Below are 16,946 nucleotides of genomic sequence, written 5' to 3' on the forward strand. Positions count from 1 at the left end.
TTTATATTTGAATAATCATGATTGAACATAAGCAACAGCTTCAAGCATCAATTATCGATAAACTTATCGATGATGAGCCCGACTTTCAAGATGCACCTTCTCGCACCGAAGGGATAACGATTAGTGAACTCAGAAAAAATGTGCGAAGAGACATAGAAGCGTTGCTTAATGCGCGAATTCAATGGCATACATGGCCATCACAATATGATGAATTAACAACATCTTGCTTATCATATGGGCTTCCTGACTTTTCGAGTATGTCAGTAAGCTCTCATGAAGGACGAACATTATTGTGTGAGACGGTCAGAGATACGATTTTAAAATTTGAACCACGATTTCTTGAGGTTGAGGTGTTTACTGATGAAGAAGTGCCAATTAATAGAGTACTCAATTTGCGAATAAATGCGCTTTTGTATGCTGATCCCGAGCCTGAATTCATTAGTTTTGATTCTGAAGTTGAGCCAGTTAACTTAGGCATGAAAATTATTGAGGCATCTTTATGAACGATGAATTATTAAAGTATTATAATCGTGAATTAGCATTTGTGCGCCATTTAGGTAAAGACTTTGCTGATAAATATCCTAAGGTTGCGGGGCGATTAAAGCTTAGTGAAGATCATATTGAAGACCCTCATGTATCGAGACTAATAGAATCCTTTGCTTTTTTAACCGCCAATATTAGACAAAAGTTAGACGATAGTTTCCCTGAACTAACGGATGCCTTACTGGGTCAGATGCTGCCAGATTATCAAGCACCAATACCCTCAATGTCGATAGTTAAGTTAGAAGCCGAAAACCTATCTACCACGGGTATTGTGATACCTAGAGCGAGTGAAGTAGAAACAAATGTTGAATCTATGAAGCAATGTAAGTTTCAAACCTGCTATGAAACTTACTTATGGCCTGTAGAAATAACAAGCGCTCAGTTTGACAACAGCCCATTTGTTGCGCCTAAACCGAGGTGGCATGAAAAAGCAAAATCAATATTTAAACTTGAGTTAACTGGTGAATACAAAGGTGTGTCGCTGGCAGAAACAGGACTTGAGAAACTACGTATATTCATCAATGGTCAATGGCACCATACGTTAAAAGTGTATGAATTACTTTTTAAGCATTGTATTGGAGTTGCGATTGATAATGGCGAAGAAGGGATTAAGTACGTATCAAAAGATCAACTTAAAGCTGTTGGTTTCGACGCAAACGAAGCCGTTGTTCCTTATTCACAGCGCTCTTCTTCCGGTTATCGTTTATTAGTTGAAAATTTTACTTTCCCAGAGAAGTTTAGATTTTTTGAGTTACAAGGAATTAAGTCGTCACTGCCTAAAAAGTCTAATCAATGTACTTTGTATTTTTACTTAGATACAGAATCAGCTGAACTTGAAAAACAAGTTGATAAAAATATGTTTTTACTTGGTTGTACGCCAATTATTAATCTATTTGAGCAAGAGCTAGAGCCAATACGACCAGAAATAAGTGAATACGAGTATAAATTAACACCCCGCTATATGGACTCAGAAATATCTGAGGTGATTGGCCTTTGTGAAGTAATTGCTTTTGATCATAAAGGGAATAAGCAGATTGTATCCCCTTTTTACGGACAAACGCACCCTAAATACCAGGGGCATGAAGACTTGTTCTGGCACATACGAAGAGAAACTGCATCTTGGGCCGGTGGTTATGTTGAATCAGGAACTGAGACATTTTTATCACTTGTAGATGCGACGTTTGAAAACAGTGCAATGGAATACGGTGAGGGAAATACAGTATTAACTGTTCGTGCAAATTGCAGTAACCGAAATTTACCTGCAAGTATGCCTTTTGGCGATGATGAGCTTGGGCTACTTATGCCTGAACGTGGTGATGTAATTAAAAAAATCCGCTGTTTAATTCCTTTTACGCATGCAGTTAGGCCAATTTTAGCTGACGCAACAAGGTGGCAATTAGTTAATCATTTAACACTAGATGCTTTTAGTGGTGATGATGCATGTGTCAAATTAAAAGAAGTCCTTCGTCTTTATGATTTTAGAGCTTCACCGCAGACAAAAGGCATGATTGACAATATCTACAGAGTATTAGTTACCTCTTCAACTGCACGAGTAGTACAAAGTGGTAGGGTGAGTTTTGCAACGGGGAGTGATATTGAAATTACCTTTGCTAATGATGACTTTTCTGGCAGCGGCATGTTTTTCTTTGCCTCTATTTTAGACCATTTTTTTGCACAATTTGCTGCAATTAACAGCTTTACGCGTGTTAGCCTCAGATTAAAAGAGCAAGAACAAATATATTATCAGTGGCCAGCTAGAGTGGGTGATAGTCCTCTTTTATGATTAAGCATATTATTTCTCAAGCATCGCAAATAGACTTTTATAAAGCCGTTTTCATAATAGAAAACCAGCTTAAAAAGGATGGCTTAGAGCACCGTCACGTAGGCTACGATAGTAACCCAAAGCACGAGCTTATTAAATTTACGGCAACTCAAAAGTTTGGTTACCCAGGTAACGCGATTACAAAATTAGAGGAAACAAGTTTTGAAGATGGCCTCCATAAAGTAAATATGCAGGTATCTTTTATGGGCTTAACAGGTTGCTCAGGTGCGCTACCACAATTTTACAGTGAATTGGTTATGCAACGCCTGAGATATAAAGACACCACTATGCGTGATTTTTACGACATGTTTAATCATCGCCTAATTTCTTTGTATTACAGAGCTTGGAAAAAATATAAACCATCACTGAATCATATAAATAAAGATAAGAATAAAGACCCATACACACAAATTTTAGGTTTGTTAAGTGGAGGTTACAACGAACATCAACTTCATTTTTCTGGTTTATATAGCCGAAAGATAAGAAATGCATCGGATCTAAAAAGCATTCTTACTTCTTATTTAGGGTGTGATGTTGCGATTAAACAAATGATTGGCCAGTGGCATGATCTTAAGCCTCAAGAGCAAACACGCCTAGCTAGTCAGGCACTCTTTGAAGGGCAACATGCACGCTTAGGTGTTGACACTGTGATTGGTAAGCAAATATGGGATGTTTCATCAAGCATTGAAATTCATATTTCTTCAGATGACCCCTCGAAAGCTAAATCGTTATTACCTAAAGGGTCTTTGTTTGAGCTTAGCAATAAAATTATAAAAGATTATGTCGGAAATTCAGTTCAATTTCGGTTAATTATTGAATCTGATTTTCATGAGTTAGAGGCGGTATCGCTTTCTAAAAATAATTGTCAACTAGGCGCTAATAGTTTTTTAGGCGCCGGTAAAAACACATTTAAAAATAAACCTACTAAGTTATCGTTTAAAGGATAATTAAAATTAAAAGGAATAGTGTATGTCTTCGATGACACTGAATAAGCTCGTTGAAAAATTGAGTCCCGACTGTAGAAAGAGCCTAGAAGCTGCTGTTGCAATTTGTAATAGTCGTAGTCATTTTACTGTTGAATTAGAGCATTGGTTACTTGCTATGATTGAACAAAAATTAGATGACGTTAGGCTTATATTTGGCTCATTCGATATTGATATTGATAGAGTTCAACAAGACTTAAATCAGTCGCTTGAATCATTAAAAACAGGTAGTGAGTCTTCACCTAGTTTATCCGTTCATGTGACTAGCTTATTAAAGCAATCGTGGTTAAGCACAAGTATAGAATTTACAGATAACCAAATTCGCAGTGCTTATGTTCTTTATACACTCACTAAAGACGATACACTTTCGAGCTTAGTGACTCGTTGCAGTAAGTTATTTAATAAAATTGAACCTGGGCAACTCTTGCATGCCTGGCCAGAAATAGTTGCCCAATCAGAAGAGCGAAACCATTCGGTACAAAGTGCAACTGCACAAACAAACTTAAGTTCTAAAACCCCTAGCCTTGACCAGTTTACTGTTGATTTAACGGCGCAAGCACTGGAAGGAAAAATTGATCCTATTTTAGGAAGAGATTTTGAAATTCGTCAAATGGTCGATATTTTAACAAGGCGTAGACAGAATAACCCTATTCTTACCGGTGAGGCCGGTGTTGGTAAAACGGCTGTTGTAGAGGGACTTGCACTTAGAATCGCACAAAAAGATGTACCCGCAGTGTTACAAAATGTGAAAATTCATAGCTTAGACTTAGCTTTGCTTCAGGCTGGGGCTGGTATGAAAGGTGAATTTGAAAATCGCTTAAAATCTTTAATTAATGAAGTGAAAAATGCGATTAATCCAGTAATTCTTTTTATTGATGAAGCGCACACTATGATAGGGAGTGGTGGTACCGCTGGTCAAAATGATGCTGCAAATTTATTAAAACCAGCACTCGCTCGAGGTGAATTACGTACAATCGCTGCGACAACATGGGCTGAGTATAAAAAGTTTTTTGAAAAAGATGCCGCATTAACTCGTCGTTTTCAGGTTGTTAAAGTTGAAGAGCCAACACCAGAAAAAGCAGTGGCTATGTTACGCGGATTAGTGCCTGTAATGGAACGCCATCACAAAGTATTTATTTCTGAGCAAGCATTAGAGAGCGCTGTTCACTTATCTCATCGCTATATAACAGCAAGACAATTGCCAGATAAAGCGGTTGCATTGCTCGACACTGCTTGTGCGCGTGTTGCCATGAGCCAAGCATCGACCCCCAGTAATATAGAGCAACTTGTCAATAGATTAAGTGAGATTGAAACGCAAGTACAGATGCTAAACCGCGAACAAAAAACGGGGTTAGATCATTCAGAACAACTAGATACGCTAAAAGCTGAGTTAGTTGATATTGAAAAGCAACTTGAGCCATTAAATGAGCAATTTAAATTAGAAAAAGAGATTGTTACAGATCTTAACAAAGCACTCGAATCAATAAACTCCGAAGAGGATGAATCTTCAGCACAGATGCTTGAAAGGTTAAAAGAAAGTAAACATAAACTTGCCTCATACGAGCATAACATGGTGCATTGGCAAGTGGATGAAGAGTTGATTGCACAGGTTATCTCTGATTGGACGGGAATACCCGTAGGGAAAATGCATGAAGATGAAATTCATGGCATTTTAAACCTAGCAAGCCAAATGAAAGAGCGTGTAGTAGGACAAGATCATGCACTTGATTTAATCGCTAAGGTTGTACAAACGTCTCGTGCTCAACTAGCCGATGAAAGTCGACCAAATGGTATTTTCATGCTCGCTGGCCCAAGTGGTGTTGGTAAAACAGAAACAGCCTTATCACTTGCCCAAGAAGTGTATGGCAGCGAAGAAAATGTCACCATTATTAATATGTCTGAATTTAAAGAAGAGCATAAGGTGTCTTTATTGCTTGGCTCACCTCCTGGTTATGTCGGATATGGCGAAGGCGGTATTTTAACCGAAGCAGTAAGAAGGAAGCCCTACAGTGTTGTGCTGTTAGATGAAATGGAAAAAGCGCACCCAGGTGTTCAAGATATTTTTTATCAAGTGTTTGATAAAGGTACAATTAAAGATGGTGAAGGGCGTGACATCGATTTTAAAAATACAATTATTATTATGACTTCAAATGTGGGCACAGATACCACAATGAGCTTATTTGAAGATGAAGAGAGTAAACCAAGTATAAAAGGTTTATTAAAAGCATTACAAGACGATTTATTAGGTTCATTTAAACCTGCATTTTTAGGACGGATTAACGTAATTCCTTATATTCCATTGAGTGATAATATACTGACTGAAATCGCAGGGATTCAAATAGATAAAATAATTAAAAGAGTTAAAAAGAATTATGACGCAAAACTCACTTATAAAAGTGATGTTGTTGAGTATATTATTGCTAATTGTCAAAATGCAGGGTCGGGTGCAAGGAATATACATACGATTTTGCAAAATAAAGTATTGCCTTTATTATCTGAAGTTTTATTATCTAGTATGGTAGATGGCAACAAAGTTAGTAGTATATTGTTGTTAATTAAAGATAATGAATTTGAAATTGAATTAAATTAAATTTATTTTTAATATAACTGAGTAATAAGGTTGTTTCTTTAGTTTTAGGGCATTATAATTTTGGTGTCTTAGGTAACTACATGGAATTTTTGAGACATTGTCTTCATCTAGGGAAAGGAATTCTGAAGACCTTTTCATTGCTGTTATAAAGATAATGATTTCAAAGGAATTTTGGGAAACCAAAGTAAATAATCCAGTATTAATGGATAACATTGTTTAATTAAAAGGAGCATTATCAAATGCAAGCAAATACATATTTAAAATACGGTTCAATCAAAGGCGAAACTACTGCTGAGTCTTTCAAAGATTTAATTACAGTTTTATCACTTGATTGGAACGTAAGCCGTGAAATTAGCTCAGCCACTGGTACAGCGATGGATCGTGAATCTAGCTCTACTCGTTTAGGCGATGTAACAATTACTAAACTTCAAGATAAAGCGTCTCCTGACCTTTTCAAAGAAGCAACTATTGGTAAAGGTTTACCAGCTATTTTCCATATCACTAAACAAGGTGATAAAGTTGAAGAAATCATGAAAATCGAACTAACAGATGCAATGATTTCTAGCTATTCAGTATCAGTACAGAACGATCGTCCAATTGAAACAATCACTATCAGCTACACTGAAATGATGATGACTGTTACACCGACAGACGACAAAAATAACATTACTGCGCCACTTGTATATGGTTACAGCGGTGTTAAAGGTCAACAAATGTAATATTTGTTGTCTAATAATGGCTCTGGGCTTTGCTCAGAGCTTTTTTTGATCTCTAGGATGGGAAAAGCAAGGAATGCAAAAAGCAACACAAGATAAAAACGTAATTCAAATTAGCACCCCTGCTGGTAAAGACGCCCTCTATTTAACTCGTTTTGTCGCCCAAGAGGCAATGTCTGACTTATTTGTTATGTCAGCTAATATGTATACGATTGGCAAGCAAATAGCACATGAAGACTTAGTTGGTAAGCCTGTTTCTATAAAAGTAAAAAATGCTGAGGGTGGCGGCGAACGTTATTACCATGGCATAGTCAGTCATCTTGTTTCAAATGGCAGCCGTACAGCGGATGTTGATGAACAAAAAAATTATATTGACTATCAAGCGACAATAGTTCCTTTTGCGGCGTCAATGCGCAACCGTAAAAATAGTCGTATTTTTCAAAAGAAAACAATTAAAGATATTTTTGCAGATTTGTTTGGCCAACACAGCGTTGCCTTTTCAGACAAAACAAGCAAAACCTACCCTAAATACGAATATTGTGTTCAATATCAAGAATCAGATTTTGATTTTATACAACGCTTACTTCAACATGAAGGCATTTTTTACTTCTTTGAACACTCAAACAGCAATCATACACTTGTGTTAGCTGACGATGTTACAGCCTACGAAGTGTGTGGAGAGGCAAAGGTAGTTTATTCAACCGGACACCTTAGCGAGTCGCATGTATCACGCTGGCAAGGTGGTTTAAGCATTGCCCCTGGTAGCTTTAAACGTGTTGGGTACGATTTTAAGCAACCCTCAAGATACCCTGATGGAGAGCAAGCAAATTCTGAGTTGCCAACACAATCGGTATCAGAAATATTCGAATATACAGGTGAGTCTGAATGTCACCCTCGTGCAGCAAGTATGGCATCGGTACAGTTAGAGTCATTGCAAAGAGACATGAAATTATCAAGCGGTAAAAGTGATTGTCGTTCTTTTACCGTGGGTAAATTATTTGGTTTTAAAAAACATGAAGATCCTAGATTAGAAGGAAAAACCTTTGTTATAACGTCAATGATGACGTCAATAACGGTGCCTAATCAATCAGGTGGTCAGCAAAGCGCGGCAGACGAGGTTTACTCAAATCACTTTGAATGTGTACCAAAAGAAATACCATACAGAGCACAAATTAATAAAAAGAAGCCTATAATCAATGGTGTGCAAACGGCAATAGTGACTGGCGACAGTGCTGACGAAATAATGATTGATCAATTTGGTCGCGTTAAAGTGCAGTTTGACTGGGACCGAGAAGGCAAAAAAGATTCGAAAAGTTCATGTTGGATACGTGTTGCTCAAAATTGGGCTGGTAAAAAGTGGGGCGCCTTTTTCTTTCCTCGTGTAGGGCAAGAAGTACTTGTTGATTTTATAAATGGTGACCCAGATCAACCTATTATTAGCGGCGCAATTTATAACGCTGATTTAATGCCTCCGTATGCATTACCCGCTGAAAAAACACAAAGTGGGATTAAAACACGCTCAACAAAAGAAGGTGGTGCTGATAACTTCAATGAGCTGCGTTTTGAAGATAAAAAAGGCAGTGAGCTTTTATACATACAAGCTGAAAAAGATAAACAACTATATGTTAAAAACGATCAAAATGATAAAACCGATAACGACCATAATGTTGAAATTGGTAACGATCGAAAAGTAGATATAGCTAACAATGACAGCTTAAAAGTAGCTAAAAACCATATTGCTGATATAGGTGAGAATGATACTTTAAAAGTAGGAAAAAAATTAAATATCGAAGCCGGTGATGAAATTATTATTAAAACAGGATCTGCTCAGATTAAAATGAGTAGCAGTGGTAATATAACTATTGAAGGCACTAATATAAATATTAAAGGTAGTAATATAAAAGTGGATGGCAGTGCCATTACTTTATCTGCCGGTTTAATTAAATTAAATTAATGCAATTATGGAAATAATAAATAGTTTTCAAACAGGTTTGAGAAATGGCATTAATAACAATGGGCATGTTGTATATTGTCGTTATGGGTTGCCTCATTTGATTTGTTTACCAGTTAATAGGCCTGATGATCCATTGCTAAATCCTGCATTAAGTCATTTAAAGGCAATGGATGGCTACTATGCACAACAGTTTTTTGTATACTTACATACCTCGTTAAATAGTGAGGATGTTGTATCAGGGTTATATCAGTATGTAATGCAAAGCCCTGTGGCGCTTTCGGATTATACTAAAAGTGAACTAATTGATGAATTATCTCGCTTAGTTGCACATAATAAATTATTAATTATTCCTTTATACGAATAATAGAATTACTTAAAAATCAGTAATAAGACAAGGAGTCTAAATGGGTAAGCCAGCAGCTACAATTGGTCATATGCATGTGTGTCCTAAAACTACCGGCACAGTTCCGCATGTTGGTGGTCCTGTTGTTCTAGGCTCTAGCAATGTATTAATTGGAAGTATGCCCGCAGCTCGCAAAGGCGACATGATGGTATGTATTGGTCCACCCGATAGCATTAAGTCAGGATCTGGCTCAGTTAAAATTAATGGAAAACCAGCCGCAAGAATGGGTGATGATAGCTCCCATGGTGGAAAAATTGTTGTTGGTAATCCGACTGTATTAATAGGTGGCTAACGTTGCTATCTAATTACTTAAGTAACTATGAAGCTCAATTGCTGGTAATTAGTAATGCGCAGCTTTGCCCGTTTACTTCTGTAGGGCATGTTAAAACACTCAAAAAAAGGCTACTAGAGTTATGTTGGTTAAATGCTAAACGTAATAACTTAAGCCAAGTATTTGTTAAGCCAAATTTAGAGCAGCTAATTGTATTTCAGGAAAGTGGACAGACCCATAATTCTATTTCTCAAGCTTGTATAGAAATAATGGCAAACCTTCCTCAAACCGTAAATATTAAGTTTATCAACTGTGTGCTTAACGAGCCTGAGTTACACGCGGTTGCAAAGTTAATTATACGTAAAGTTTTATTACAGCAACACAGCCTCAACCTTGTGCCTTTAATTGATATAAGCACTTTGTTTTTAGCTTATAGCACTGAGGATAAAATTTCAGACCAAGCTTTGAGTGCAATTGAAGAGATTTTATTCGTCACAAGTAAATCGAATACCAAAGAACTAATAAATATTTTTGATAATTTAACCAAAAATGGACTTGTTAACTCACCGTTAATGTCTCTTTTTTTACTATCGCTAAGTCTTGAACAAGTTAATGCTGTTAGTAACTATGCAAGCAACATTGTATCTGTTGATCATACTTTGCAAGTATTACTACAAAGTGGGTTTGTAAAGCTTATCCCGCTTGCTAATACGGTGCTGCATCAAGTAAAAAAGCCAGAGCAAATAGTTGCCTTGATTAAACGTATTCTTGGTGAAAAATTAGATGTACTCGTAAACTTTGAAACACAAATGCAAGCGAGAAATGGTAATGAACAAGCCTGTTTAGATTTTCAGCGGCAGTTACAGGTTAACTGGCCAAGCTATGAAAGCCAGATGTCTTCGCTGAGGTTACTTGCAGGCAGAACATTAAATGAGCCATTAAATGCGATAGAGATGTCAGCAATGGATTGTCAAAGCCAAGCGGTATTTAATCTATATACTTATTATCAGTCTGTTGCCGCTAGAAAAGAAAACTCAGGAACATTGTTATGAGTGCTTTTAGTGTATCAATAGATTATTTATCAATGCCTGCGACGACAAGTGTAGATGAATTACTATATGGTGATGTGACTGCCGCCCTAGAAGGGAAAAAATGGCAGTCGTGGGATGTATGTATTTACGATTGCATCGTAAAATCGAAAGAGCTAATTAATAAAGTAGAAGACTTTAATACGCCGCTTGTTTGGCTTTTGCCTGCATTATCTTATCAAAGTGAGCTTAAGCAATTACTTGAAAGCAGTTTAAAGCAGTTATACCCAGATCATGTTGAACACTTATTATTTTATGGTGTAACGAGTGCACATGTCGCAGTTGCTTTAACTAAAAAAAATCATTGGAAAAAAGTAAATATAATTGCGCTTGATGCAACTTTTAAAGCTGATGCATCAGGGCAATACAGCTACCAAGGTGTTGGCGGAGCATTTGCAACACTTGGGGCAAAAAAAACTGGGTGGTCGCAAGTAAACTACGAAATAACACCTTCAATTGATTTTGTTAAACATAATCAATTAAACGGTATGTTTACTCGAGTGGCTGAGCAAGCTCAGCAGTCTATTGATATTATTTTTGCGCCAGGAAATGGCATTAACCACGACAGTGAAGTGTGGTTAAACGATTTACAGCTGCTCAGTGCGTTAATTAATGAGCAGACACATTATGAGCTGCCTAATTATAAGTTAGGCCAAATTGGTGCGCTGGAAGGCGTTGTTAATTTATATCAATTAGCAACGAGTCCCGTTATTGAAAATCATTGCAAACACGCTCTTATGATTTCGCAAGAACAAGCAAAGCACCAAGCAGTAGCATCATACTTATGGATAAGTGAGGAAGCACACAACTAATGCAAAGTAATACAGTTGTTTTACAAGGAAAAAGTTACCCTATTTGCCTCGTTGCTGGTAAAGGTCAAACGCCATCTGGTTATGCTCCTGTAGTAGCTAACACGCCTGAAAGTGCTAAAAAGCAAATTGCTCAAGTTGGCAGTACATTAACAAGCGATGCAACTAAACGTCTCGACGTAATTAACTTGCTCAACACTGCCGGTGTGAAATGTCCTCGTAGTGCCACAGCACGTGAAACTGCCAGTGTACTTTCGCAAGCGTTAGTTGCAGGTACTGTGAGTTGCTATCACCAAAAAGCAAAGTCGGTTATTCAAGTCAGCGATAATACAAATGCTGGCTCAGCAGGTAAAAAATCAGCTAAAAAGGGCGAGTCACCCGCGTCAGGAAAAAGTGCCGCGCAAGCACCGGTAACAAATACGGGGGGGGCAAGCGATTCGACGCCAAGTGAAACACCCATTACTGAGCAAGAATGCCGCTCAGATCCGGTTTCAATGCTATCGGGTGAAGAAATACTGCCGCTAATTGATTTTACTTTAGCAGGCAGTCGCCAATTAATATGGCGACGTTTGTACCGCTCATCCCATGCTGATGTGTGCAGTGTTATGGGAAATGGTTGGCGCCACGATTTTATGGCAAGCCTTACAGAGCATTATTTGCCGCCGCCAAAAGTGGGCCCTAAGCAAAAAGGGACTTACTGGTTAGAGTACCAAGATGAGCACGGCGCTAAACACCGCTTTGAAAAAGTAAAGCCTGGGCAATCGAGCTATCAGTTAAGCAGTAACCTTGCGCTACATTACCAAACAAATGGTAAGCAAGTACTTGTAACACCAGATGACCAACACTTGACCTTTAAACCAGGCGAAAGCGCGTGGCTGCTTGAAAAAATAATTAACGAAAAAGGCCAAAGTATTGGTTTTTATTACGATGCTAAAGAGCGCATAAATCGTATAGAAGTAAACAAAGCACGTGGCTGTATTATTAGTTACAACCAACAGGGTTTACTAAGTAAAATTGCGGCTTACCACACAGATAAAAATAATAAACAGCAGCTTATATACCCTGTACTTGCAAGCTATGAATATGACGAAAACAACAACCTTATTCAAGCAACTAATCAGCAAAACGAAACTGAGCGTTACGCCTACAACGCCGCTAATTTATTAACAAAGCGTACCCGAGCCAGTGGCTTTAGCCACCATTTTGAGTGGGATAGCTACTCACCCAGCGCTAAATGTATAAAGCAGTGGGGCGATAACAATACCTATACTTACCAGTTTGAATATAACTTAGAGGCTGGTGAAACAACCTGTATAGATTCTCGCGGCCACAAAGAGCACTTTGTACATAACGCACAAGGTAAACTGGTAAAGCATACCGATCCTAACGGCAATGTTTGGCAATATACATACAATGCACAAGGCCAAAAGCTCAGTGAAATAAAGCCCGACAGCAGCACAACACGTTATAGCTATACACCTTTCGGCCAATTAGAAACACTAACGCAGCCAGATGGTGGCCAAACGCATTTTGCCTACAACCAGCTTGGGCAACGTGTATTAACTACCCTACCTGATGGCCAAACCATTACGCGTAAATACAGTGTGGCTGGCTTATTACAAAGCGAAACCTTTGGCGATGGCCGCACCACGTTATACAGCTACGATAAGCTCGGCCAGTTAACCCAGCATATAAATAAAAATGGCCAAATCACCAAGTTTATTTGGAACGAACAAGGCGAGCTATTAGCAAAACACCTTAACGATGAGCTAATACGTTACAGTTACGACAATTTAGGCCGCGTAAATGCCACACTTAATAACGCAGGTTTACTCACTCAATATAAGTACAATGAGCACGGCCAGCTTACACAAACAATTGCCTTTGATGAAAAAGAGCCTGAAAATAAACAGCATCAATATTTTAGCTATGACGAAGCAGGGCGATTTATTAGCTCGAAAAACAGTAAAGGGGATACCACAGAGCAACACTTTGAAGGGCTAAGCCAACCGCATTGTGTCATTCAGCCCGATGGTAGCGCACTGCATTTAACCTACGACAAAGAGCGAAATTTAACGGCCATAGAGCGAAGCGACGGCCACGTATACCGGATAAGTTACGACGCGAACGAAAACCCAACGCAAGTAACCGGGTTTGATGGCACGCTACAGCAGTATAAATATGATGCCTGTAACCGTTTAGCCTCAGTAACGCAAAGTAACAAACGCCACGTAAAAATAGAGCGCGACAGCCTAGGCCGTGTAACTGCGCAGCATGCAAGCCTTGCAAGCGACTCACATATTGTTAATAACGCCAATTACTACAGCTATAACCTGCAAGGTAAAATTACTCGTGCGCATAATGCGCAATCAACACTTAAGCAACGCTTTGATAAAGGCGGCAGGCTTCTGTGCGCCGAGCAAGTTAATAACCAGCAACAAGCGCATACTTTAAAATACAGTTACGACGAATACGGCAGACGGCAATCACTTACTCTGCCTGATTCAACCACGCTTAAATACAGCTACAACCTGTTTGGTCAGCTAAGCGGTATTAACTTACTCCAAACCAACAGCAAAGAGGTTGAGCTCGCAAAGCCACTTGTAACATTAAGCTACGACAGCCAAGGTAATATTAAAACCCAGCAGTTTGGTAACAACATAACCCTTACTCAACAGTTTGATGTATTTAACCGCTTAACGCAGCAGCAGCTTACACATCCAGCGCAAGCATTATTTGATACCTGTACGTACAACTACGACAGCGTAAACCAGCTGATTGCCCGTAAAAACGAAGGTGTAAGCAGCAAAAATATCAATTTTGAATACAACAGCTTGGGGCAGTTAATACAACAAACATTGGCAGGCGAGCAGAACAATAAAATCACACACTACCAGTGGGATAGCTTTGGTAACCCGCAAAGTCAGACAGTTAAATCAAACACAAGCGATGCAGACACTAAAGATACAAGCACGTGTGATAAAGAAGCTAGCGATATAGCTAACGGCAACCAAGGTGCAAAACATAAGGCTGCCAGTAACGAGCATACAGCCAGCTCTTCTATTGATTTAACACGCGCCACGCATAGCGAATACAATGAGTTAGCGCCAAATAGTAGTGAAAGTAGTAGTAAAAACAGTAGCAACGCTGACTCAGTAATAAACAATGAAGGCACTAACAACACCACAATAAACAGTGCCACCGACGCCGACCGCCTAACACAATTTGGCGACAGCGACTTTTACTACGACGAGTTTGGTAACCAAATACGCGAAACCGGCAAAGGTATAAAAACCCGCCGTGAATACAACGCGTTTAACCAGCTAAGTTGCTTTAACAACAACGGCACGCTCACCCAATACGACTACGACCCACTCGGTCGTCGTATCGCTAAGCACACCGAGCACGGTAAAATTGACTACATTTGGGATAACGACCAGTTAATCGGCGAATGCCAACACGGTGAATATACTTGGTATATCAACCTACCAAATCAATTTCACCCAGTAGCACTAATTAAAAAAGGCGAGGTTTACTATTACCACCTAGACCAACTTAACACCCCACGTTTTGTTACCAATAATAAAGCAGAAGTCGTATGGGAAAACCAAGCCGATGTGTATGGTTATGAAGAGCCAGAGGTCAGCACTACAAATAGCTTTACTCAGCCAATCCGTTTTCAAGGGCAGTATTTAGATGAAGAGAGCGGCCTACATTACAACCGCTACCGCTACTACAGCCCTAAACAACAACGCTTTATAAACCAAGATCCGATAGGTTTAGTGGGTGGCATAAACCATTATCAATATGCGCCAAACCCAGTTAATTGGGTGGATCCGTTTGGGTTGAGTTGTAAGGAAAATGCGTGGAATACATTCTTAAAAAATACCAAAGGGCATTTTAATAGCACCACTGAAGCTGCAGATAGCTACAAAAAGGTAAAAGAAGTTTTACTTACACCTAAAGCTGAGCGACCAGATCCGTCTACATATCTACCACAATCATATATAGATGCACATATAGCCCAGTTTAACCAACAAGGTGCAGGTTTTATTTCCATTCAAAGTTGGATGCTAAACCCTGAATATCCCACGTTACCGCCAAGAAAGTTTGCAGGGCTTAAAAGTGAAATGGACGCTATTATCGCTAAATACACTCAATCAGGAAATGATTGGAGAATACTTAGAGATGAACTTAGTTTAGGCGAAAACACAGACTTAAGTAATGATGAAATTACTTATATTACAGTCGAGCCTGGCGATGAGCGATTTGAGTATGACATCCCAAATGGTCGCGAAGGTGGTGCATACGATGGGGAATGGATCCCAGGAGGAAAAACCAAAGGTGGTATAACTGAGGCTGCGTTAATTAATTCCGAAACTGTCGTTCATAATAACAGTCTTGAGGAGCTATCTAGTAATTTCGAAAGTACAGAAAAACTGCAATCCGATGAAGATGATAAAAAAATGTAGTTGCATGAGGTTGCATGTTTTAAGAAAAATGCAAAAGGTACAGAAGCAGAATATGATCGTCAATTGAAAGGCCAACAAGACGGCATCAATGATATGACAGTTAGAAAATATCTAGATAATCGTAAATCATATAAAGCAATTGGTAGAAAGGGAAGTGGATCGGCTCAGCGAAAGGCAAGGGAAACTTTTCAAGAAGAATTAATGATTAAATACGAAAATGAACTATTACTAGGTGATAATGATTATTCAGATGAAAAAATCACAGAAATAGCGGAAATGTTGGTTAAGAAAGATATGAAAACACTCAATGCGCTACATAATCCAGATATGATAGCCGGAGGTTCAGATGAAAATGTGATTGACCTAGGTGACGCTAGTGTGAATCAATCTATTGGGTCGCAATGGAAGAACAAAGGTATGGATAGTTCAGGCAACAAAGAAATGAAAACTAGGGTAGAAAATATGGACAATAAAGCTGAGGAAATGTTAAAAAAACTAGGGCCCGATGTAAAAATGAACGTTAGACTTCATAGGTGTAAATGATGAATAAATTACTCAACAGATTTTATAACTATAGCCAATTTGGCCCTCCAATAAACTCAACAAAACCAGAGCCAACAGTTATAAAGCAGTTTGAAGATAAGTTACCTTCTCGCCTTTTGAATTATTGGAGTGAATTTGGGTTTTGTGGGTGGGGAAATGGCATTTTTTGGACCGTTGATCCTAATGACTATAGAGAAATTCTGAAACTTTGGTTACAGGGTACTGAGTTTGAAAAAAGAGAAAATGATGGTATCGATAAATATCATGTGATTGGTAGGAGTGCATTTGGTCGCCTATTTATCTGGGGAGAGAAAAGTGGTAACAGTTTAAAAATCGACCCTTTATATGGCATGTTATTCCCAACAGATAGTTATGAAGAGTTCAGTTCACGAGGTGGTGATACTACAGTGGATCTTTATTTTGCTACAAAAAAGAAAAATGAAATGGATGAAAAAGATGTTGAAGGTAGCTTATTATTTGATAAAGCATCAGAAAAACTTGGCCTCTTAGAATCTGATGAAATGTTTGCGTTTGTACCTGCATTGGCCTTAGGTGGCACAAACAAACTAGAAAATCTAAAAAAGGTAAAGGTTATTGAGCATTTAAATTTTTTAGCTGACTTAGGTGAAAAACGGGTAATGGCTGATATTGTTGCTATGTCAAATGAGTTACATAAAAAGTAGATATGATTTTAGTAAGTTGCTAACTAGAAATATAAGTTGAGCAATTACACCTTTACTGTCATTGACTAA

General features: G+C 38.4%; 13 protein-coding genes. All 13 read left to right on the plus strand.

What is annotated here, in order from left to right:
• Positions 1–17: 17 nt before the first annotated feature.
• The 13 genes from tssE to DO88_RS07115 all read left to right on the plus strand — a co-directional run bounded on the left by tssE (position 18) and on the right by DO88_RS07115 (position 16,877).
• A complete protein-coding gene (tssE, locus tag DO88_RS07165; RefSeq protein ID WP_007377090.1) occupies positions 18–503 on the plus strand; it encodes a type VI secretion system baseplate subunit TssE in 486 nt (161 codons plus the stop codon).
• Positions 500–2,326: a type VI secretion system baseplate subunit TssF gene (gene tssF, locus DO88_RS07160; protein ID WP_033028452.1), complete on the plus strand. Its 1,827-nt coding sequence runs from the start codon at positions 500–502 to the stop codon at positions 2,324–2,326. The genes tssE and tssF overlap by 4 nt, the downstream gene beginning before the upstream one ends.
• Positions 2,323–3,312, plus strand: a complete 990-nt coding sequence (tssG, locus tag DO88_RS07155) for a type VI secretion system baseplate subunit TssG (protein ID WP_033028453.1) — start codon at positions 2,323–2,325, stop codon at positions 3,310–3,312. Before tssF ends, tssG begins: the two co-directional genes overlap by 4 nt.
• A 22-nt stretch (positions 3,313–3,334) precedes the next feature.
• Positions 3,335–5,938 (plus strand): type VI secretion system ATPase TssH, encoded by a 2,604-nt coding sequence (tssH, locus tag DO88_RS07150; RefSeq protein WP_008137754.1) that lies wholly within the window; start codon positions 3,335–3,337, stop codon positions 5,936–5,938.
• Positions 5,939–6,177: 239 nt separating this feature from the next.
• Positions 6,178–6,657, plus strand: a complete 480-nt coding sequence (locus tag DO88_RS07145; RefSeq protein ID WP_007377086.1) for an Hcp family type VI secretion system effector — start codon at positions 6,178–6,180, stop codon at positions 6,655–6,657.
• A 73-nt stretch (positions 6,658–6,730) separates the two neighbouring features.
• The gene (locus tag DO88_RS07140; protein ID WP_033039806.1) at positions 6,731–8,608 is read left to right on the plus strand and encodes a type VI secretion system Vgr family protein; all 1,878 of its coding nucleotides are present in this window, start codon (positions 6,731–6,733) and stop codon (positions 8,606–8,608) included.
• A 7-nt stretch (positions 8,609–8,615) separates the two neighbouring features.
• Positions 8,616–8,972: a hypothetical protein gene (locus DO88_RS07135; RefSeq protein WP_007377084.1), complete on the plus strand. Its 357-nt coding sequence runs from the start codon at positions 8,616–8,618 to the stop codon at positions 8,970–8,972.
• Positions 8,973–9,012: 40 nt separating this feature from the next.
• Positions 9,013–9,303, plus strand: coding sequence for a PAAR domain-containing protein (locus tag DO88_RS07130; protein WP_007377083.1), 291 nt, complete (start codon positions 9,013–9,015; stop codon positions 9,301–9,303).
• 2 nt (positions 9,304–9,305) lie between these two features.
• On the plus strand, positions 9,306–10,334 hold the full coding sequence (locus tag DO88_RS07125) for a hypothetical protein (protein ID WP_033028456.1): 1,029 nt from the start codon (positions 9,306–9,308) through the stop codon (positions 10,332–10,334).
• Positions 10,331–11,182 (plus strand): hypothetical protein, encoded by an 852-nt coding sequence (locus DO88_RS07120; RefSeq protein WP_033039809.1) that lies wholly within the window; start codon positions 10,331–10,333, stop codon positions 11,180–11,182. The genes DO88_RS07125 and DO88_RS07120 overlap by 4 nt, the downstream gene beginning before the upstream one ends.
• Complete coding sequence (locus DO88_RS0118355; RefSeq protein WP_232224810.1) at positions 11,182–15,651, plus strand: RHS repeat-associated core domain-containing protein; 4,470 nt, start codon at positions 11,182–11,184, stop codon at positions 15,649–15,651. The genes DO88_RS07120 and DO88_RS0118355 overlap by 1 nt, the downstream gene beginning before the upstream one ends.
• Positions 15,652–16,194, plus strand: coding sequence for a polymorphic toxin type 15 domain-containing protein (locus DO88_RS19125; protein ID WP_050482449.1), 543 nt, complete (start codon positions 15,652–15,654; stop codon positions 16,192–16,194). It begins immediately after the preceding gene.
• Positions 16,191–16,877 (plus strand): GAD-like domain-containing protein, encoded by a 687-nt coding sequence (locus DO88_RS07115; protein ID WP_232224811.1) that lies wholly within the window; start codon positions 16,191–16,193, stop codon positions 16,875–16,877. Before DO88_RS19125 ends, DO88_RS07115 begins: the two co-directional genes overlap by 4 nt.
• Positions 16,878–16,946 lie beyond the last annotated feature (69 nt).

The organism is Pseudoalteromonas sp. S3431, assembly GCF_000690035.1.
GTDB classification, from domain to species: domain Bacteria; phylum Pseudomonadota; class Gammaproteobacteria; order Enterobacterales; family Alteromonadaceae; genus Pseudoalteromonas; species Pseudoalteromonas fuliginea.